The sequence below is a fragment of the Enterococcus sp. RTP21361st1_A6_RTP21361_211029 genome (assembly GCF_040910045.1).
Taxonomy (GTDB): domain Bacteria; phylum Bacillota; class Bacilli; order Lactobacillales; family Enterococcaceae; genus Enterococcus_D; species Enterococcus_D gallinarum.
The window spans coordinates 1-20,594 of the sequence record NZ_JBDGBK010000055.1; the positions used below are offsets into that span (position 1 = coordinate 1).

Sequence of the window (20,594 nt, forward strand, 5' to 3'; positions counted from 1 at the left end):
ACGCACGAGTCAATTCCCCAAAGACGAGTGTAGCAAATGCCATCGTATTTGCTGTGCCGTCAGCAACGGTTGGATCTGACAAGACGTATTCCCCTAACCAATAAGCTGCCAACGTGATTGCTCCTACCAAAACGCCGTAAAAGATCATACTTGCAGCAAAGCCATCAGCAAAAATGCTTTTCCGGGAATCGCGAGGTTTTTGTTTCATCACGCCTGGCTCAACTGGTTCCATTCCTAAAGCCAATGCAGGTAGTGAATCAGTGACTAGGTTCAACCAGAGGAGTTGGATCGCAACTAATGGCATCTGATGGAAATTCAATGCAGTTGCAACGAAAATCGTGATGATTTCACCGATATTACAACTCAATAAATACTGAATCGATTTCTTGATATTGGAGAAGATCCCTCTTCCTTGTTCGACCGCATGGACGATCGTGGTAAAGTTATCATCCGTCAAGATCATATCCGCTGCCCCTTTAGCCACATCCGTCCCGGTGATTCCCATCGCACAACCAATATCGGCTACTTTCAAGGCAGGCGCATCATTGACACCATCACCTGTCATGGCGACGACCATGCCTTTTGCCTGCCAAGCCTTAACGATCCGCATTTTATGTTCAGGCGAAACTCGCGCATAGACAGAATACTTTTCTACTTCTTCTTCCAATATCTCTTGCGGCATCATGTCCAGTTCTGAACCTGTCATGGCTAGATCTCCAGAGCGGAAAATATTCAATTCTTTGGCGATTGCAACCGCAGTCAATTTGTGGTCACCAGTGATCATGACGGGGCGAATCCCTGCATCGTAACATTGAGCCACCGCTTCTTTGACTTCTTGACGGGGAGGATCGATCATTCCGACTAACCCGACAAATGTCAAATGGTTCTCGATGTCTTCTGAAGTCAGCTCTTCGGGCACTTCAGTAATGTCTTTATATGCAACACCTAGAACGCGCAAGGCATTTGATGCCATATCAGCATTTTTAGCAGCAATTTTTTGAGCTTCTGCTTCATCAATCCTACAGCGATTCAGCAAAACATCAGGTGCTCCTTTGACCATGACGCGATAGCCTTGTTCGGTTTTATGGATCGTGCTCATCAATTTGCGTTCCGAATCAAAAGGAATCTCAGCCACACGAGGCATGTTTGCTTCTAACTCATTTTTGTCTAATTTTTCTTCGTACGCTTTGCTGACAAATGCGGTTTCTGTCGGGTCGCCGGTCACTTGGAACTCACTGCCATTGACCGTTAACTTAGAATCATTACACAATGCTCCGATGGCCAATAGTTGCTGCGGGGTTGCCGATCCATGAACGAAGGTTTCAACTACGGTCATTTTGTTTTGCGTCAATGTACCCGTTTTGTCACTGCAGATCACTGAAGCAGCCCCCAAAGTTTCGACTGCAGGTAGCTTCTTCACGATGGCATGACGTTTCACCAATCGTTGGACACCTAATGCCAGAACAATCGTAACGATGGCCGCCAGTCCTTCGGGAATAGCCGCTACCCCAAGGGAAACAGCCATCATGAAGATTTCAAGAATTGGCCGACTGTATAAAAGACCTACGATAAACATCAGGACACAGATCCCTAAACAGATAATCGATAACAATTTTGAGATTTCTGCCATTTTTCGTTGTAGCGGTGTCGTATTGTCATCTTCAGAGATCAACATGTTCGCGATACGACCAACTTCCGTTTTCATCCCGGTACTAGTAACGACACAAGTTGCACGCCCATTAGTGATCACTGTGGAGGAAATCAGCATGTTCTTGCGATCAGCTAAAACAGTATCTTCAGGCAATGCTTCTAGTGCTTTTTTGTTCACAGGAACTGATTCACCTGTCATGGCAGATTCATCTGCTTTTAGATTGGCTGCTGACAAGATCCGCACATCCGCTGGTACTAAATCGCCAGCTTCTAATTCAATGATGTCTCCCGGAACAAGAGTAGCTGTTTCAATATGTTCCAGTTTCCCATTGCGAATCACTTTAGCCAACGGGGCTGACATTTTTTGTAATGCTTCCAAGGATTTATTGGCATTGTTTTCTTGTGAGATCGAAATGATGGCATTGATCACGACGATCAACAAAATAATGACGGAATCGATCCAGTCTTCAAAACCGCTGGAAACATAAGAAAGAAAAGCAGCGATCAATAGTACGATAATCATTGGATCTTCTAATTGCCCGATCACTTTTTTCAATAAACTTTCTTTCTTTTTCACTTCTAATTCATTTCTTCCGAAAGACTGCAGCCTTTTTTCAACTTCTTGACTGGATAGCCCTGCAGCTGCATTGGTATCCAACGAGCGTAAGACTTCTTCTTTCGATTTGGTAAACCATAAATCCACTGTGTTCATCTCCTAATGTTAGTTTCATCGTTCATTCGGTTTTACCAATCTGGCTTCCTTTATCAAAAAATGTCATAGCAGAAAGAAATTCCGTTCTACTATGACTGATATTCAATAAGGAGCAGATCGCAAAGGATGCTTTTATTTTCTTAAGATATGAATGGCAAATCCGCCAAACTCGCCGGCAAGATAAATATTTTTCAATTTGTTTTCTTCATCATAGGCAGCTGTATCCATATTAAAGGAGAGTCCTTTGGCTTTTAGCTCCTCTACTGCACTTTCCAAGTTGGAAGTCCGCATAGCGATATGTCCATTTTTTCCTAAGAAAGGTGCTTTCATACATTCGAAGTAGTCACCGGCAAATTCTGATTTCTGTCCATGTCGTGGCGTCAGATTAAAGATCATGCTCAGTTGGGTGGCAAGTTCTTGTGCTTCGGTTTCATTTTCCATGTTGATACCAATATGTTCTAATTCAAAGTGATTTTCCATTGTCTTACACCTCTTTCATACTTGTTGAACAGTTGATTCCAGTTATTATTATTACATCGGGAACATCAAAATCGATCCCACGGTTAGAAATACGAGACGGATAAAGTATTGAGGAATCGTAAATTTCCAAAATTGTGCGGCTGTGTATTTCCCAGTTCCTAAAATCATTGCTGGCATCCCATCAATTGGCAGGAAGTGACCACACCAACCTGAGATCACGATGGCGCAAGCTGCGGCTGTAGGATCTAAGCCTAAACTTCTGCAAGTAGCGATCGCTAGCGGCGTAAATACATAGACTGTACCAATGGTCGATCCTGTTAATGTAGCCAACAGACTGGTCAAAATACAGAATGCAAAGATCATCACAAAAGGATTCACGTTGGTTCCCAACATTCCCGCAACCGAAGTCCCAACTAAATTGGTCAATCCTGTACTTCCTAATGCGTCTGCCACACCAATGACCCCGGCTGACATCAAGATGATCGGTGCACTGATGGCATCACGGATTTCTTTAAAGTCTAAGACACCAATCAATAAGATCACCGCAACAGATAAACCAGCCATCGCATAGCCGGCATCGCCGATTTTACTTTGTAGCAACATACCGATGACCGCAAAGATAAATACACCATAAGTCGTCAATTCTTTCCATCTCGGCAGACGGGAAGCGGTAACATTTCCGTTAGTGACATCCACATCTTTGCAGTCTTCAGAAGTAGGATGATCCGGAAGAAATTTGTATTGAATGATACAATTGACTAAAAAGCCAATGGATAAAAATAAGTTAACAATTGCAAATTTAAAAACAGAAACCTCTGCCATGATCCCAGCAGAATTCAAAACAGCGATCACGATCCCATACTGCAATGCGGTATTGAAAGGAATCAACGGATGATTGGTCGCAAATCCCGCAGTCATAATCACTTTTGATGGGGGTAATTTTTTTGAATAAGGCAGTGTAGATAATAACCCAAGTGTCAGTACATAATACGCAGTTGAACCCGTTCCGAACAAACTACATCCTAACATCACTACCAGAATGATCAGAATATAAGACTTGAAGCCACCTTTGTTTGCCATCGAGAACATGGCTTTTTTGAAAACGACGATAAAACTTGTCTTCTCAAGGGCAGCGATAATGGCCATGAACTCAGCTAACATGACGATGGTCGAATTCGAGAAACCGGCAAAAGCCCCTTTAATATCCGTAATACCAAAAATGACTAGCAACAAACAGGCAAATAATGGCGCCGCTCCAAAGGGAATTTTTTCAATCATTACTAAAACAATCATTACTACGGTAATTGCTAATGCAATCATCATTTGAATAGTCATAGTGTCCTCCTACTTCTAGTCATACGCATGTGCAGGAGAGGTGACGTAAATTAGGTGGCGAATGAACGCAGATCCGCTCCTTCGCTGCTGTCACAAGGAGAGGGACAAGACCACTCTTCCTGTGAGCACTTTATCTAGCTGATTCGCTAACTCATTTTAAAGCCAACACGCTAGCGAACTTGAGCTATTCCTCCCTTACGCCACACCTCTCAGACTGCTTTTGCCTACACAAAACAAATGCTTGTGGACTTCTTAACGCATGCCTTTCGCTTTGTCTTCCTCTAATACTTTTTTCAATGCTTCGATTCCTTCAGCTGGAATTTGGTTGAATGGTGCCCGGCATTTTCCTACGTTGTTGCCAAGTAACGCTGCGGCTGTTTTAACAATGGTATTGGGATTGCCATATTTGAAACAGTTGCGGAAGTTTTGAATCCGTTCATTGGCTGTCTTCGCTTCTTCGATCTTGCCTTCTACGAAAAGGTCATAGATAGATGCCATTGTTTTCGGATAAACATTGGCACAACCCGCAATACCGCCAGTACCTCCTGCTAATAGCGTCCAGATAATCAATTGGTCATTGCCTGATAATGTGTAGAATTTCCCGTTCGTTTTTGCCTTTCCTGCTTCGATATAGCCTAAAATATTGGCAAAGTTGCCGCTAGAATCTTTTGCACCAATGATATTTTCGATTTGTGCCAGACGAGCGACAGTCGCTGGTGCAATAGCATTCCCTGTTCGAGCAGGAATATTGTAAAGCACGATCGGCATATCAACTGCTTCGGCAATCGTTTTGTAGTGCGTATAGATTTCTTCTTGGCTCGCTGCTGCAAAACTCGGTGCAATGATCGATAAGACATCTGCGCCAGCTGCCTGTGCCATTTTACTTTGGGCGATTGTTTCTTTTGTAGAGATGGCTCCTGAACCAGCATAGATCGGTACCCGGCCTGCAGTTTGATCAACAACGACTTCTAAGACAAGCTTTTTCTCTTCTGCAGACAAGATATAGCCTTCCCCATTTGTACCAAAAGGAAAAATCCCGTGGACCCCATTGTCGATCATGCGATCTACTTGGTTGCGCAGTTCATCAAAGTTGATACTTTCGTCTTCATACATTGGGGTCAAAATAGGGCTGATGATGCCTTTTAATTCGATTGGTTTCATAGTAATGTCTCTCCTCTTTTATAGAACACGTATGGAATACGGTTTCATTTTCATTAAATTGACGGATGCCCGCGCTGCCGCTTTTTTCAGGGGACCAAGCGCGATATTGGGCTGTCTTTCCGTCAATGTTACCGACGTTTGTTTACTTCTCGACACCTTCACCGGAGGTTGGATTATACACACCTACGGATTCCCGTTTTTCGCCAAACAGATCAGCAACGGTGAAACGAACATACTTCACACAAAGACGATTGCGGTAGGCATAGACCAGATGTAAATTCCCCTGGCTATCCTGGTAAAGGGTTGGGTATTCATGTTGTGAATTGTTGGTTTTGTTTTCCGCACCGATATAGCCTTCTGCAGCTTCAAAAATTCGTCCGATCGGCCATGTCTTGCCAAAATCTTCACTTACAGAGACAGCGACTGGATTCCGCAATCCCGGCCAAGCAACTTGTCCAAAAGCAGCATTTGGTGCGGCATTGACATTGTATGCCAATGCGATTTCACCGGAGTTCAGTTTGATCGCACTGATACTAGCATTGTTATTAGGTAAAACAGTTGCTGTCGGCACAGACCAACGATCGCCAAAATCAAAGGATTCACTGCTGTAGACGAAATCTGCGAAGCGGCTTCTCATGAAGGCAACTAAATGACCAGGCTCGACTTCCACGACATTGGCATGGACCCGACCGTTGCTATCTGGCATCCGAACAGCACGCCAAGTCTGTCCTTGATCATCCGATACTTGGAACTCTGTCGGGTCATTCGTCAACCCATCAGCTGAATCTTCACACAGCCACGTGCTATACAGCCAACGGCCATTACTTAAGATTTGGATTCCTTGACGGCCAAAAGTGCCTTCTTTATCAAAGAGAACTTCTGGTTTTCCCCATGTTTTTCCTTCATCAGCTGATTTTTGAACCATGATGATTGAAGTGAACTGCATGTTGTCTTTTCCTTCTTGGCGGCTGACTTGGGATGTGTAGATCAGCCAAATCTTGCCATCTGGCGCCCGGAAAAAGGACGGATTCTGTTCACTACGGTCTATGCCTTCTGAAACAGTAACGGGAACCGACCACTTCTGTGTTTCTGGGTCTAATTTTGAGACGACGATCGAGATGTCGCCGCTTCCCTCAAAGCTTCCTGCAAACCACCCACACAACATCCCGCCATCTGCTGTTTCGATCAAAGCGGGTGCGTGAGCTGTGTTGTTGCCACCGGTAGGAATCAAACCAAAATCAACATTCAAGAATGTATCTCGGTACATGACACCGTTCGGCTCTGATTGTCGCACTTGTTCTAAATGAGTCAACGTGTTTCTCCCCCTAACCAAATTTTTATGTTGTGCTGCATTTGTGCTTATTTTGAATGTTCTGCCAACCGAATAGCGTAATCGATGGCATTTTCTAAACTGGCTTCACTAGCCGTCCAGTTACCTGCTTGATCAAAGGCCGTTCCATGGTCGACAGAAGTCCGAATGATCGGAAGGTTCAACGTAATGTTGACGCCTTGCACTGCTTTCCAGTTTTGTGCTTCTTGATCGTAGACAAAGCCTAAAAGTTTCAAAGGAATGTGGCCTTGATCGTGGTACATGGCGACGACGATGTCATACATGCCCCCATTGGCTTTTGAAAAAAGAGTATCTGCAGGCAATGAACCAAACACATTGATTCCTTCCGCTTTGGCTGCTTCTACAGCAGGATTGATTTCATCGATTTCTTCACGGCCGAACAATCCATTTTCGCCACAGTGTGGATTCAAGCCAGCAACTGCAACGCGAGGATTTTCGATCCCTAGATCTTTGCAAGCCTGATCTGCGATACGAATCACATCGAGGACACGTTCTTTCGTGGCCCGGTCACACGCTTCCCGTAATGACACATGGGTCGAGACATGTACGACTCGCAAGTTGCCATCTGCCAACATCATGGTATATTTATCGGTACCGGTTAGGTCGGCATAGATTTCTGTATGTCCCGCATAATGATGACCGGCAGCATTCATGGCTTCTTTGTTCAATGGATTCGTTACCGTTGCATCGATCTCTTTGGCTAAAGCTAACTCGATGACTTTCTTCACATATTGAAACGCTGCGTCACCACCGACATGAGAAACTTCACCAATGTGAAAAGTTGCCATGTCTACGATCTTTAAGTCGATCAGGTCGATCGTTCCAAATGCATAACGCCCATCCTTGGGCTGGCTGATCACATTCACTTCCAAAGCTAATTCAGGATGTTTTGCTAAATAGTAATCAACAACACTTTTGTCTCCAACTAATAATGGGCGGCACTTGTCATAGAGTGCCGGTTTGGCAAAAGCTTTAAGGGAGATTTCAGGTCCGATCCCTGCAGGATCTCCCATTGTGATGCCGACAATTTTTTTCATGACACGCTTCATCCTTTCTGAGTTCAAATTATAAAATTTGCAGATAGATGGCCCGAGCATCTTCTGGTGTGACTTCTCGTTTGTTGTTGACCAGTAGACGTGTTACTTCCATGCCCGCTGCTACTAAACCATCCAAGTCTTCTTCTGGTACATTGAATGTTTTCAAACTCGTTGGAATTTCCAAAACTTTGACGATTTCGTCTAACTGGCTGATCATATACGCTGATTTTTCGTCAACCGACCAGTCTTGATGTCCCTCTTTGATGACACGATCATAAGCAACAGCGAGTAAGTCTTTGATTGCTGGTTCATTAAATTTCATCACTGGTGTCAACAAAATCGCATTGGAGACACCATGAGCAATATGGTATTTACCGCCTAGCGGATAGGAAAGGGCATGAACGGCTGTCGTGCCTGATGCTGTGATTGCTACCCCTGCATAAAATGAACCAAGCAACATGTTCCGTTTTGCTGTTAATGCTTCTGGATTTGTGCAGGCTTCGATAATGTTGTTCATGATCAAATCCAATGCTTCCAGCGCAAAAGTATCACTGATTGGATTAGCTTTGGCAGATGTGAAACATTCAATCGCATGACACAATGCATCTACACCTGTGGCTGCTGCGATTGGTTTTGGCAAGTTTTTGATCATCCGTCCATCTAATAAAACGAAGTCGGCGATCATTTCAGGATTGACGATCCCGATCTTCAAGTCTCTTTCTGGAACACCCACGATAGCATTAGGAGTTGCTTCAGCTCCAGTTCCAGCAGTGGAAGGAATCATCAAACTAGGTACTTGTTTTTTTGCCAATAATGGATTATCTAATAAATCTTTGACTGTGTAGTCATCCGTTGCTAAGATCGAAGCCAATTTCGCCACGTCCATGACCGATCCACCACCGACGGCAATCACTAAGTCAGCAGCTTCTTTCTTAAAGGCATCGATCACTGCTTGTGCTTCGTGATAGTTTGGTTCCGCTGGAATATCAGCAAGAACCGTGTAATCGATTCCTGCTTTTTCAATGATTTGAATAGGCAGATTGACCAAACCTAAATCTAGAAGTCCCTTATCTGTGAAAATAACGATTTTATGAACACCACTGCTAATGATTTCTTTTAACTGCTCAAGCGCATGTTCGCCTGCCTGAATATTTTTTGGCATTTTTAAACTGTAGTCTGTTAGCATAATAAATCCTCCTTAATCATTTAATACCATCTAATTTCTTCAAGTAATTCTTCTGTCCCAAAACCACCTGATTTCGTAAGAACTTGCATCTTTTGGTTATTCCATTCGATGGCAGATAAAACAACGCCCGGTTTGATCTCAGTCAACGGCTTGATTCCGGTCACACCCAAGACTTTCATTGATTGGAACAAGGTATCCCCGCCGGTAAAGAGAAAGGTATTCTCTTGATGTTGTGACCAAAGGGCTTTGGTCAACATGCCTAATGCCTCCCCTATTCTAAACCGACAAGCTTCAGCAGATAAGCCCATTTCTTCGCTATAAGCCACAATTTCAGCTGTTGTTTGTTCGCTATAGGTTTCAAAAATGACTAATGGCTGTTTTTCCATCAACTGAAGATAACTAACAATCTCTGTTTGTCCTGCGGTTGTTTGCCAATAGGTAGGATGCAACAGTTGTTGCGCTGTTAATGAAATCCGCGGATAGTCTTGCTCAACATACTCAATTTGTTTCTTTGTGATCGGGTTGACGCTTCCACAGACAACCACTACTGGCTTTTGTAATTTGTAAGCTACTTCTTTGCCGTTGGGGAACAACTGTTGTGCGAGAACCTTTGCGAACCCTGCACACCCGACCGTCATACCCAAAAGATCGTTCTCTGCTAGGCGTTTTGCGTGGACCTGTAACATATCATCTGTCTGTGCATCAAAAACCATTACACCTGTTTCCGGCAACGACTGGTCTTTGACTAGCATTGCCTTGATCCCTGCTTCCGACTGCAGCCGCTGCATCACATTGCTTTCGGTCACAGGTTCATACGGATCATTTGCAAAAACACTTTCTGATACCAAGACATCTTCTATATATAAATGACCATCGATCACTACCCGATTCATTTCTGGATATGCGGGTAAAAAAGGAAGGGCCGCTTGTTCGCTCATATCGAGAATCGCTTTGATCTCCGCGCTGATGTTTCCTCTTAATGCTGAATCTACTTTTTTATAAATAAATGGAACCTGGGCAACTTTTGCATCTTCCAAAATCGTTTTTGTCTTCTCATATGCTTGATCAAAAGTTAGGTGCCGACTCTCGGTATTGAGAACCAACACTTCGATCTCCTGCGGAAGTGTGTTATATTGGACGACTGTTTCCGTTGAGACTAACGTTTGAATGCCTTGTCTCGAAAACTGGACCCCAGTATCCAGTGCTCCTGTAAAGTCGTCTGCAATAACTAACAACTTTAACATCTACTCACCACCTCGTACTTCATGATTTGATTATAGGGACAAAAATCAAGCGTTTACATTCTAAAAAAACGAAAAATCGTTTAATTTAGAAACGATTTCTTAAACAAGGGATATTTTTTACATTTTACATGCTATTATTGTTCATATATGAAACAACTATCGATTGATGGAGGGAAAAGGGATGAAACGAAAGATTTTAGGTATTGCACCTTATGAAGAATTAAATCATTCCATGCATATGATCGGCGAACAATATCCGGAAGTGGAAACGACCATCTTCACCGCTGATCTGGTCGAAGGACAAAATCTTGCTGCTAAACTGTATACTGATGGCTATGACGCGATCATTTCTCGGGGAGGAACCGCTAAACTGATTCGCAAAGTTGTATCTTTACCGGTCATTGATGTCTCATTATCCATTTATGATGTTCTAAGTTCGATTCGGCTAGCAGAAAATTATACTCAAAATTTTGCGATCGTCGGCTATCCCAGCATCACCGAAAAAGCCCATTTGCTCTGTGATCTTTTAGGATACAAAATTGAGATCCACACCATCGATGAGACCATTGATGCCAATGAGATCCTTGATGCATTAACAGAAAAAAACTATGAATTGATCTTATGTGATGCCATCACCAACCGCATCGCTCTTTTGAAATCTCTAAACACGATTTTGATCACTTCAGGATTGGAAAGCATCAAAAGTGCTTATGAAGATGCTTTGTCGATCATTGATCACGTCCAGCAAGTCAAACACAAAAAAGAGATCCTCGAAAAAGGGATCTTGAGTCAGCAGCAAGACTTGCTGCTTTATGATGATACGTATACCATTGAATTTTCTACATTAGAACCAGATTTTGCAGAAGAGATCCTCAAAGTTCTTCAGGCCAAACCAGAAAAGAAAGAAATCCAGCACTACTCACAAACACAAAATAAGTATGTTTCCTTATTAATCAAACCGTATACTGTCGATCAGCAGCATTACTACAGCTGCGCTGTTCAAGAGAATAGCGCACCACCCGTAACCAACAAACTAGATATCACTTATCAGAAAAAAACAGAAGTCGCTGATAGTTTTTCAAAAAAGTTATTGTTTTCGCAATTTATACCTGAACGCGTCAAGCATGAAGTGAAAAAATACGAAGATTACTATTCTTCTTATCTTGTCTTCGGGGAGAGTGGCACTGCCAAAAAAAATATTGCTTACCAAATTTATCTAAATCAGACCAAAAATACCAACTACCTGATCTCGATCAATTGCAAACTCGTCACAGATAAACTTTGGAAATTTCTAGTCAATGCCACCAATGGTCCCTTTGTCGACAGCCATAACACCATTTTCTTTGAGAATGTTGAGCAATTGAACGCAGCAGCAATCGAACGCATTGTCTCATTGATCAAAACCACCAATGTGCGGAACCATAATCAGCTGATCTTTACCTATGACAACAATAAAGCAGCGGATCAAACGACTTTCAACCGACTGGCAAGCCAATTAAACTGCGCGAAAATCTATGCACCAGCGATTCGGGAACGAAAAAATGAATTAAGTATCATCACGACATTGCTTTTGAATAAAATGAACATTGCCTGCAACAAAGAAATCATGGGCTTCGAGCCGAAAGCCCTCGAATCATTCATAGCTTTTGACTGGCCTGGCAATTTCGACCAGCTGCAATACTGCATCAAAGAATTGGTGGTCAATGCCCGCACCCATTATATTACCGAACACCAAGTCACAGAATTGCTGAACAAAGAACGACTGGTTCAAAATTTTACCCATCTCAAGGATCATTTTACTGCCAAAAATCCTTTACATCACCCCACGTTGTTTGACTACACCAAAGAAATCATTTTGAGCGTGTTAGAACAAAATGAAGGTAACCAGACCAAGACAGCGAATCAGTTAGGAATCAGCAGAACCACCCTCTGGCGCTACCTGAAAGAAGAGCAGTTGTAGTGAGAGACCACAAAAACGAAAAATCCCTTGCTAGCACTTCTGAAAGAATAGTCGAAAGTGTAAGCAGGGATTTTGCCCTGTTCATTACTTCTGATTCTCTAAAAACGCTTTTCACTCATAACTAGCCATGATCTTTTTGATACAGTCTAAATAATCCTTCCGCAATATCTCTGGGGAAATAATTTCTACGTGTTCACCGAAGCCGAGAAAATAATTGGTCATAAACCGCAATTCTGTCTGATCGAATTTCCCTTCGATCCACGTTCCCGTTTCTCTTTGGCAAAGAGACATATTGGAAAATGGATGCTTCAAAAAATATTCTTTCCCTGTTTCACTGACCTTAGCCTTGAAGGGAATGTTTCGATAGGTTTGCATTTGCTTCTGGTACGAATCCAGCAACTCCTCTTTTGCATACAAGGTTTGATAGGGTGTTTCCACCACGATCGATGCCATAAAATCGCAACGGTAGGTCCGCCATGCTTCTTTTGTTAAATCGAATGCCGTACAATACCAGTAGCCATCCATTAGAATCAGTCGAGTCGGCAACAGCCGTTTTTGTTGCAAACCGTAGCGTGTATACTCCACTGTGATGATCGCATTTGTCAAAATACATTCAAACAACTGTTCCAAATTTTCAGTCGTGGCGATTTGACTGATTCCTTCATACTGCACACAATCCAACATAGTCGCGATTTGCTGCTGTTTCTCCTTTGGGAAGGTATGCAACAATTTTTCTTGTAGCTGGCCATAAGTAGCGCCAAATGGTGAATCGGTCAATAATTTCAATAGTTGTAAGGAATAAAAAATGGCGAAGACCTCTTTTTCGCTAAAGTAAATGGGCGGCAACAACGTATTTTGCAAGACCTGATAACCACCATAGCGTCCATTCTCGACATATAGTGGCACTCCTAGTGCTTCAAGTTCTTGAATATCACGAAGTGCTGTGCTCTTTGAAATAGCAAAAGTCTCCATCAATTCCTTTAAATGAAAGACTTTCTTTTCATTGATATAAAACATTTCTTGTTGGATTCTTTCTGTTTTTTTCATATTCTCCTCCAAAGGTGTCATGAAATGAAACCATTAACTGTTACAGTTAGTTTATCATAGAGAAAAGGAGAATTGATTATGGCATCCATCGATGTAGCACTTTTTTGACCTTAGAAGGAAAAGGAACAGAAGCACTGGCTTTTTATCAGGATATTTTTGATGGAAAACTATTATTTAAAATGACGTTCCAAGAATTTAAAACCCAATTGGCTCCCGATACTGTGATTGAAACTGGCACCGAGCATTGGCTTTCCCACGCAGTACTGCAAATAGGCCAGACGCAAATGCAGTTGACAGATCAACCCATTGATCCTAGGATTCCTTGCCAGCAAGGAAATACCTTGTCATTGAGTGTCATTACGGATACGATCGAAAAAGCACAAACCATTTACGAGAAAATGAGCCAACACCAATTGAGCAAGATCTATCAGTCTCCTATTCAAAATGAATTTGCGGACTTCTATGCCATCTTGCAAGATCCGTTTGGTCTGGTCATTCAAATCACCAAAGAAAAAACACTTTCTGATGAGTAGGAGGAAAATCAATGCGTCAGTATCAAACAAAAGCAGAATTGATCCAAACCATTCAAGACACGTTTCAAAAATACATTACCGAATTTGAAGAGATTCCAGAAGAATGGAGACACCAGCACCATGATGAGGTAGATAAAAGTCCCTCTGAAAATTTGTCTTATCAACTAGGGTGGCTCCATCTTCTATTAGACTGGGAAGCCCAAGAAAAAAACGGCGTTGCTGTGCAAACACCAGCAGCAGGCTATAAGTGGAATCAGTTAGGTGCACTTTATGATCAATTTTATCAGCGCTATGGGCAGCTTTCCCTAAAAGAACAACAACAGCAGTTGACCCAACTGGTGGAGGAACTATGCCAATGGATCAGCACACTATCAGATACCGAACTGTTTGAGCCCGGACAGAGAAAGTGGGCCACAACCAAAGCACAATGGCCCCTGTATAAATGGATCCACATTAATTCAGTGGCGCCATTCACTAATTTCCGAACAAAAATCAGAAAATGGAAACGATTGGTGATGGCCTAAAATGCGGCAATCAGAGAAATTGATGACTGCATTATTGAAGATGCACCATATAGCTGGCCCCACTAAGATTCAAACGGAGAGACAAAACAGCGTGTATGAAGGTATGACTTTCGTTGTTGGAAACACGACTTTTCGTAGCCGTCTGGCGAAGAAAACACCAAAGAAAAAGGCTATTTCACTGCATTGTGGGAGCAACCTCGTGAAAAGAATCAAGCTTATTCATTAAGCGGCTATCCAGACAAACTAATGATTACTGTCCTTGATGGCAAGCAAAAAGGTCAATTTGTCTTCCCATCTTCTGTTCTTGTCGCCAACGGCATCATCAAAACAGAAACAACCGCAGGGAAGATGGCTTTTCGCGTGTATCCACCATGGGTGCAGGACTTAAATCCTACCGCATCCCGAACACAAAACTGGCAAACGCCTTATTTCCTCGATTTATCTGAACCTCTCAAGCAGACTGAAACCCTAGAAAAGTTTTACTTTCAATGAAAAAAGGCTTAGAAGATGTCTGCGCTTCTGAGCTTTTTTCTCTCATCCCGTCTCTAATTTCCTTTATTAGCAAAAATCTCATTTTCCCTTTGACAGATTCCAAACTATTTTGTACACTAGATAAAACAATTTAAATATTCTGAAAATTTAGAAAAAGGAAGTGATTGAATGACTGTTAGTAGAAGAGAGGCAATTATTTTATTATTATAGTCGGGACTGTTTGAGTATTTTATTCAAAGAGTCCCTATTCACATTGCACCAGAAGAACAGAGAATCTTCTTGGGTGGAATGTTTTTTTATACCCTTTTTAAAGCTTTGCTTGTTGAAAACTTTTGCTGGTAGCTGTGCTGGTTTTCTATTGATTCCTCTGATCCGCAGCATCTCAGGTGTTGGAAACGGTGATAGGATTGCTAGTCCCTTTACGTCAAGATGGAAGGAAAGTCTTAATGAATACAATAAATTCGATTGCCAAATTTGTGAATAAATACCTGATTTATCTCATGGTCCTTTTGATGCTGATCTCCTACCTGTTTCCCCAACCATTTTTGTGGATACCTACGCGCACAACAACGTTACTAAGCATCATCATGTTTTGTATGGGAATGACGTTAAATGTCACTGCTTTTAAAATGGTGGTGATTCAGCCAAAAGCTTTTATTTTAGGTTTATTGATCCAATTTACCATCAGCCCGCTTGTTGCTTATGGCTTGGCACAGCTTTTCGGATTATCCTCCGGACTGATCATCGGTTTTGTCTTGCTGGGTTCTGTTTCAGGAGGAACCGCCAGCAACGTGATGACCTTCATCGGCAAGGGAGATGTCGCATTGACGGTCTCTTTGACCACTGTCTCCACGCTAATGGCAACGGTGGTGACCCCTTTTCTTGTCTATTTTTTAGCTGGACAGTATACAGAAATCTCATTTTTCGCCATGCTTTTGTCGGTTTTGCAGATGGTACTACTGCCGATTCTTTTAGGGATCATCGTCCATAAGCTTATTGCCAACTATATCGATGCGTGGATGCAGGCTTTTGTCTTAGTCTCTTCCGTCAGCATCCTTTTGATCGTTGCAGGAACCGTGGCGAAAAATGGGGCAGTGATCGTTCAGTCTGGAATAATCGTCATCTTCCTTGTCTTGCTGCATAATCTTATCGGTTACGGTGCAGGCTACGGGATTAGCCGCCTACTAGGTGTCAGTGACCAACAGGCCAAGTCGATCATGTTTCAATTAGGAATGAAAAATACCGGATTAGCCATCTCCTTAGCGAATGCCCATTTCGCCACGATCGCTGCTGCCGTTACTCCAGCTGCTGTTGGCATGATCATTCATCAAATCACAGGACCAATATTAGCGAATATCGTCGCAAAGAAAGAAGGAAAACAATATGAGTCAAAGTATCTTTTTGCCAAATTATACGATCGGAACAGACGCTTACGAAAAAGTAAATGATATCGTTAAAAGTTATGGGACAAAAGCTGTTCTGATTGGTGGAAAAACAGCACTAGCGAAAGCAGAGCACAAAATCAAGTCTGCCTTGACACAAGACGTATTCGTCATTGACAGCCTATGGTATGGTGGAAATTCTACCTATGAAAATGTTTCACGCTTACTGCAGGAAGAAAGTGTCCAAGCAGCGGAGATCTTATTTGCCGTCGGTGGCGGGCGTGTGTGTGATACCGTCAAAGTCGTGGGTGAGAAATTAGCCAAGCCCGTCTTCACATTTCCGACGATTGGCTCAAATTGTTCTCCCGTTACAGCCGTATGTGTGATCTACACCGAAGCAGGCGAAATGCATGGCTTGTTCTTTCCTTCAAAACCGCCGGTCCATGCCTTTATTGATACAGCCATTATCGCCGCAGCGCCGGATAGTTACCTGTGGGCCGGCATCGGTGACGCCTTATCGAAAGAAATCGAAGCCACTTTTTCTTCCAGAGGGGATCAATTGGATCATACCGATGCATTAGGCATTCAGATCAGCAAAATGTGCACGGAGCGCTTATTGACCTACGGCACGCAAGCGTTGAAAGACAGTGCCGCCAATCGCCCCTCGGATGCCATCCAACAAGTCGTCTCAGATATCATCGTGACCACCGGATTAGTATCTGTCTTAGTCATCAATGACTACAATTCTGCCATGGCCCATTCGTTCTATTATGGTACGACTGTTCTGGAAAAAATGGAGAATTATCTGCATGGGGCTTCTGTCAGCTACGGCGTTCTAGCATTGTTGATGATGGATCAGCAAACCGAACTCTTTAAACGAGTCTATGCTTTTATGAAAGAAAACAAGCTGCCCGTCTGTTTGGCTGACATGCACCTCAATGCCCAATCGGACTTGGAAGCCATCTTAGATAAAGCCATGACCACCAACGACATTGTTCATGTACCCTATCCCATCACTCGCGAGATGTTCCAGCAAGCCATTCTTGCTGTAGAAGCCTATCATGCCAAACAAGAAAAGCAGCAGTACACTACTATTGGATAAATACCACGAATAAACCAAGAATCTTTCTACCAACAAAGTAAGCAAAAAAGAGCAGCTCGAGTTGATTCGCGCTGCTCTTTTTCTATTACGGCTTATCAATTAACTAAGGAATTCATTTTCAACTAATCGTGGTCTTATCGGCTGAACAATCGTTGCGCCATTCTACTACCTTTTGGAAATAGTCATTTGTTATGAGAGAGAAACGACTGACCAATTACTTTGGCGGATGATCGCCGATAGTGATAGCATCTCTCCTTTCTCAATGAGTCGTTTTGTCCAGTGATTGGATCACTTCTCTAAGTTGGCTGCAGGATTGGGCAAATTTTTGCTTCTCGGCTGGGTCGATATTCAGCTCAATGATTTCCCGCACCCCTCCTTGGTCAACCACCGAAGGGACACCTGTAAATAGATCCTTTTCGCCGTATTCCCCATCGAGATAGGCAGACACAGGCAATACTGCTTGCTCATTGTTCAAGATTGCTCGAACGATTCTGGCAACACTCATACCGATACCATAGAAGGTGGCTTTTTTACGATTGATGATCTCATAAGCGCTATTTTTCACCCGATCAGAAATGGTTGTCAAATCTTCGACAGTCAATCGATGGTTTTTGACGATAAACTCTAGCAACGGTTTTCCCCCTACTGTCGTATGTGACCAGACTGCTACTTCAGAGTCCCCATGCTCGCCAATAATGTAGCCATGGATACTTCTTGGGTCAATCTCTAATTTTTGCGCCAATTCTTTACGGAATCTGGTGGTATCTAGCGTTGTCCCAGTTCCAACGACGCGGTTGCTTGGCAGACCCGATGCTTGCCAAGCAACGTGTGTCAATACATCCACAGGGTTAGAAGCAATGACTAAAATCCCATCAAAACCTGACCCCATCACTTCTCTTACAACACTAGTCATGATCCCCGCGTTGACATCGATTAGTTCCAACCGTGTTTGTCCTGTTTTTTGGTTGACACCTGCCGTGATCACCACGATATCTGCATCCTGGCAATCAGTATAGTCGCCAGCCCAAACTTTGATGTTTTCCTGGGCCCATGACATCCCATCCAATAAATCAAGGGCTTCTCCTTCCGCCTTTTCACGATCCACATCGATCAAAACCAATTCATTGATCAGCCCTTGGTTGATCATTGAGTAAGCAATACTTGTTCCTACAAATCCAGTTCCAACGACAACTACTTTTCTACTTGTATTTCTCATATGAACCCACATCCTTTTTTATTATTTAGAAACAATATGACTTTCATTTATCCCGCAATAACAACAATTTTCTTACTCGAACTTACAAAGACACGTCCATTAATACCTTAACATTCATGATCTGCGATCAAACTCTTTGTCTGACTATACAAATGAACGAAGTATTTCAGCAATACATAGCAAACCATTGCGATAGCTAATACTGTTTCAACTATACTCAATAACTCAGTCACTCCAAATAAAATTGGGCGATCCATAAAGAATTGAGAAGACTTGAACATTGCTGTTGCTGAAATGACTAATGGGAATGTGAAGGCTGCATAACTTGGATAAAAGCCAACTTCCAGCATTTTTTTCATGTAAAATACCACGCAGAAATAAATTGCTTGGGACAATACCAGCATCAAAGCTACAAATAAAGCCGATCCTTCTTTAAAGACTGACAGATAGCCAGCTAAACAAAGGGAGCCAGGGGCGGTCAAAATTGTGATCAAAGGTACTGCTGAAGCTTCTGTCATCTTTTGGAACATAATTCGTTTTAGAATCACTGGTAGTAGAGCAAAATATAGAACCAGTGCAATCCATACAACGATTTCCCCCAGTTCTTTGATAAAGACTGCTGATGTATTTGGAATCACTCCAATGCCGACAAAAGTAATAAACCAGCTTGGATACACATATTCCAACGTAATGTCGACAGGTAAAATATGAACGACAACAAAATAAGTCATGAGACCCAAATGCAACCCGATTGATGTCAGCCATAGCAAGTCATTCATCAGTAAATTAGGAAATACTCGCTCCAACACTACCGAGATCACCATCAAAGACATGGTAAAAGTAGGTGCAACAGAAGCGATGATCGGATTTTTCAAATCCGCTAATGTGTGTTTAAATGTGAAAAACAGCTTAAGAAGGAACAATCCCATAATCAAAATACCAATCAAACAAAAGATATTGCCGATTGCTTCGAACCCTTCGGCAAACAATAAATTTCCTAACGAAACCGTTCCTAAAATCAACCCACAAATAGGTATCGGAATTGCATTCAAAAAATTTTTTAGTGCTTGATTCATTGATCCATCCTTTCTGAACGATTAAAAATTTCTATCGTACTTGTGTTATCTTTTGTAGTCATCTATAATATAACCACAAATTAACTATTTGTAAAATAACGATTTTATATATCCGTTATAAATTATATTAATAGAAAAAGGTGGGATTCTTTTGTTTGAACTATTAAAAACATTCGTTGTCGTTTATGAAACTAGGAATTTTAGTGTTGCCGCCAAACAAATGTTTAAGACCCAGCCAACCATCTCCGTCCAAATTCAAAAATTGGAGACCGAGTTAGGGTTCAAACTCTTTGAACGCAAAGGAAAACAATTGATTCTACCCACGAAACAAGCAGAATTCTTGTACCCTAAAGTGGTGGATTCGTTAAATTCGTTAGCTAGTGTCTTTGCACAAGCTAAAAATGCCAAAAATTTCAAGACGGACTGCGTATTGGCTTGCTCCAATACAACTGGTGTTCACCTACTCCCAACGATCATGGGCCAGCTGATCGAACACTTTCCATTCATTGCTTTCGAAATCAAAATCATGAATTCTCAGGAAGTCATTGATGCCGTGGAAGCCAACAAAGCCCATATCGGACTGATCGAAAAAGCCATCGTCTCTCCTTTGATCCAAAAAGAGTTCGTCTATAAAGACGAACTTGTTCTAGCAGGAGATATTGATTCCGATTTCTGGATCCTCAGAGAGAATGATTCCGGAATGTACTATATCAATGAAACGTATCTTTACTCGAATCATTTGAACCCGCAGATCATTAAAGCCAACAATAGCGAAATGATTCTAGCACTACTGGAGAATAACATCGGCAAGTCGATCATTTCCAAACTTGCCCTCACAGACACATTGAATTGGCAAGAACTAGCCCCAGAATACCGTTACCGAGACCTGTTTATTATCCAGAACGTCCAAAGCCCCTACCCAGAAACAGCCGCAGTTTATGATGTGATCAAAGACTTACTGATTCAGCTGTCGGAAGAGGCAGATGCATAAGAAAACAACACAAAAAGCAGCTCACCTACTGATGAGCTGCTTTCAGACTGTAGACAAAAGCTGTTCCAAACTCGTAACTCGAGCTTGGAACAGCTTTTTATCTACTTCGTTTCGA

At 42.4% G+C, this 20,594-nt stretch carries 18 protein-coding genes; 7 read left to right on the plus strand and 11 right to left on the minus strand.

Features of this window, described 5'->3' with window-relative positions; genetic code table 11:
- The 8 genes from AB5Z52_RS10670 to AB5Z52_RS10705 form a co-directional block, all read right to left on the minus strand.
- On the minus strand, positions 1–2,353 hold a 2,353-nt coding region (locus AB5Z52_RS10670), incomplete at its 3' end, for a calcium-translocating P-type ATPase, PMCA-type (RefSeq protein WP_368266911.1).
- A 141-nt stretch (positions 2,354–2,494) separates the two neighbouring features.
- On the minus strand, positions 2,495–2,842 hold the full coding sequence (locus AB5Z52_RS10675) for a 2-dehydro-3-deoxy-phosphogluconate aldolase (protein ID WP_029486217.1): 348 nt from the start codon (positions 2,840–2,842) through the stop codon (positions 2,495–2,497).
- Between the two features lie 51 nt (positions 2,843–2,893).
- The gene (locus AB5Z52_RS10680) at positions 2,894–4,177 is read right to left on the minus strand and encodes an SLC13 family permease (protein ID WP_081131137.1); all 1,284 of its coding nucleotides are present in this window, start codon (positions 4,175–4,177) and stop codon (positions 2,894–2,896) included.
- Between the two features lie 252 nt (positions 4,178–4,429).
- Complete coding sequence (gene dapA, locus AB5Z52_RS10685) at positions 4,430–5,338, minus strand: 4-hydroxy-tetrahydrodipicolinate synthase (RefSeq protein ID WP_081131138.1); 909 nt, start codon at positions 5,336–5,338, stop codon at positions 4,430–4,432.
- Between the two features lie 142 nt (positions 5,339–5,480).
- Positions 5,481–6,605 carry an exo-alpha-sialidase gene (locus tag AB5Z52_RS10690; protein WP_096711094.1) on the minus strand — a complete coding sequence of 375 codons (1,125 nt, stop codon included), beginning with the start codon at positions 6,603–6,605 and terminating at the stop codon, positions 5,481–5,483.
- Between the two features lie 92 nt (positions 6,606–6,697).
- The gene (gene pdxA / locus AB5Z52_RS10695; protein ID WP_096711084.1) at positions 6,698–7,726 is read right to left on the minus strand and encodes a 4-hydroxythreonine-4-phosphate dehydrogenase PdxA; all 1,029 of its coding nucleotides are present in this window, start codon (positions 7,724–7,726) and stop codon (positions 6,698–6,700) included.
- Between the two features lie 28 nt (positions 7,727–7,754).
- The gene (locus tag AB5Z52_RS10700; RefSeq protein ID WP_029486204.1) at positions 7,755–8,912 is read right to left on the minus strand and encodes an iron-containing alcohol dehydrogenase; all 1,158 of its coding nucleotides are present in this window, start codon (positions 8,910–8,912) and stop codon (positions 7,755–7,757) included.
- Positions 8,913–8,932: 20 nt separating this feature from the next.
- Positions 8,933–10,156: a four-carbon acid sugar kinase family protein gene (locus tag AB5Z52_RS10705; RefSeq protein ID WP_096711085.1), complete on the minus strand. Its 1,224-nt coding sequence runs from the start codon at positions 10,154–10,156 to the stop codon at positions 8,933–8,935.
- A 181-nt stretch (positions 10,157–10,337) separates the two neighbouring features.
- Here AB5Z52_RS10705 and AB5Z52_RS10710 point away from each other — a divergent pair, with 181 nt between their 5' ends.
- Positions 10,338–12,116, plus strand: a complete 1,779-nt coding sequence (locus AB5Z52_RS10710) for a sigma-54-dependent transcriptional regulator (RefSeq protein WP_096711086.1) — start codon at positions 10,338–10,340, stop codon at positions 12,114–12,116.
- Between the two features lie 111 nt (positions 12,117–12,227).
- On the opposite strand, the gene AB5Z52_RS10715 is transcribed toward AB5Z52_RS10710, so the two are convergent.
- Complete coding sequence (locus AB5Z52_RS10715; protein WP_021150724.1) at positions 12,228–13,163, minus strand: YafY family protein; 936 nt, start codon at positions 13,161–13,163, stop codon at positions 12,228–12,230.
- A 104-nt stretch (positions 13,164–13,267) separates the two neighbouring features.
- On the opposite strand from AB5Z52_RS10715, the gene AB5Z52_RS10720 reads away from it, so the two are divergent.
- From AB5Z52_RS10720 to AB5Z52_RS10740, 5 genes are all read left to right on the plus strand, one after another.
- Positions 13,268–13,696 carry a VOC family protein gene (locus tag AB5Z52_RS10720; RefSeq protein ID WP_238696190.1) on the plus strand — a complete coding sequence of 143 codons (429 nt, stop codon included), beginning with the start codon at positions 13,268–13,270 and terminating at the stop codon, positions 13,694–13,696.
- Positions 13,697–13,707: 11 nt separating this feature from the next.
- A complete protein-coding gene (locus AB5Z52_RS10725; RefSeq protein WP_003128966.1) occupies positions 13,708–14,220 on the plus strand; it encodes a ClbS/DfsB family four-helix bundle protein in 513 nt (170 codons plus the stop codon).
- A gap of 183 nt (positions 14,221–14,403) precedes the next feature.
- Positions 14,404–14,712 (plus strand): MepB family protein, encoded by a 309-nt coding sequence (locus tag AB5Z52_RS10730; RefSeq protein WP_238696189.1) that lies wholly within the window; start codon positions 14,404–14,406, stop codon positions 14,710–14,712.
- A gap of 446 nt (positions 14,713–15,158) precedes the next feature.
- Positions 15,159–16,160 (plus strand): bile acid:sodium symporter family protein, encoded by a 1,002-nt coding sequence (locus AB5Z52_RS10735; protein ID WP_081131143.1) that lies wholly within the window; start codon positions 15,159–15,161, stop codon positions 16,158–16,160.
- On the plus strand, positions 16,096–17,196 hold the full coding sequence (locus AB5Z52_RS10740; protein WP_368243491.1) for an iron-containing alcohol dehydrogenase family protein: 1,101 nt from the start codon (positions 16,096–16,098) through the stop codon (positions 17,194–17,196). Before AB5Z52_RS10735 ends, AB5Z52_RS10740 begins: the two co-directional genes overlap by 65 nt.
- A gap of 259 nt (positions 17,197–17,455) precedes the next feature.
- Here AB5Z52_RS10740 and AB5Z52_RS10745 read toward each other — a convergent pair whose 3' ends face one another.
- Positions 17,456–18,412, minus strand: coding sequence for an L-lactate dehydrogenase (locus AB5Z52_RS10745; RefSeq protein ID WP_368243492.1), 957 nt, complete (start codon positions 18,410–18,412; stop codon positions 17,456–17,458).
- A 107-nt stretch (positions 18,413–18,519) separates the two neighbouring features.
- Positions 18,520–19,488 (minus strand): TDT family transporter, encoded by a 969-nt coding sequence (locus AB5Z52_RS10750; RefSeq protein ID WP_005469843.1) that lies wholly within the window; start codon positions 19,486–19,488, stop codon positions 18,520–18,522.
- Between the two features lie 151 nt (positions 19,489–19,639).
- Here AB5Z52_RS10750 and AB5Z52_RS10755 point away from each other — a divergent pair, with 151 nt between their 5' ends.
- Positions 19,640–20,479 (plus strand): LysR family transcriptional regulator, encoded by an 840-nt coding sequence (locus AB5Z52_RS10755; RefSeq protein WP_021150732.1) that lies wholly within the window; start codon positions 19,640–19,642, stop codon positions 20,477–20,479.
- The last annotated feature ends 115 nt before the right edge of the window (positions 20,480–20,594 follow it).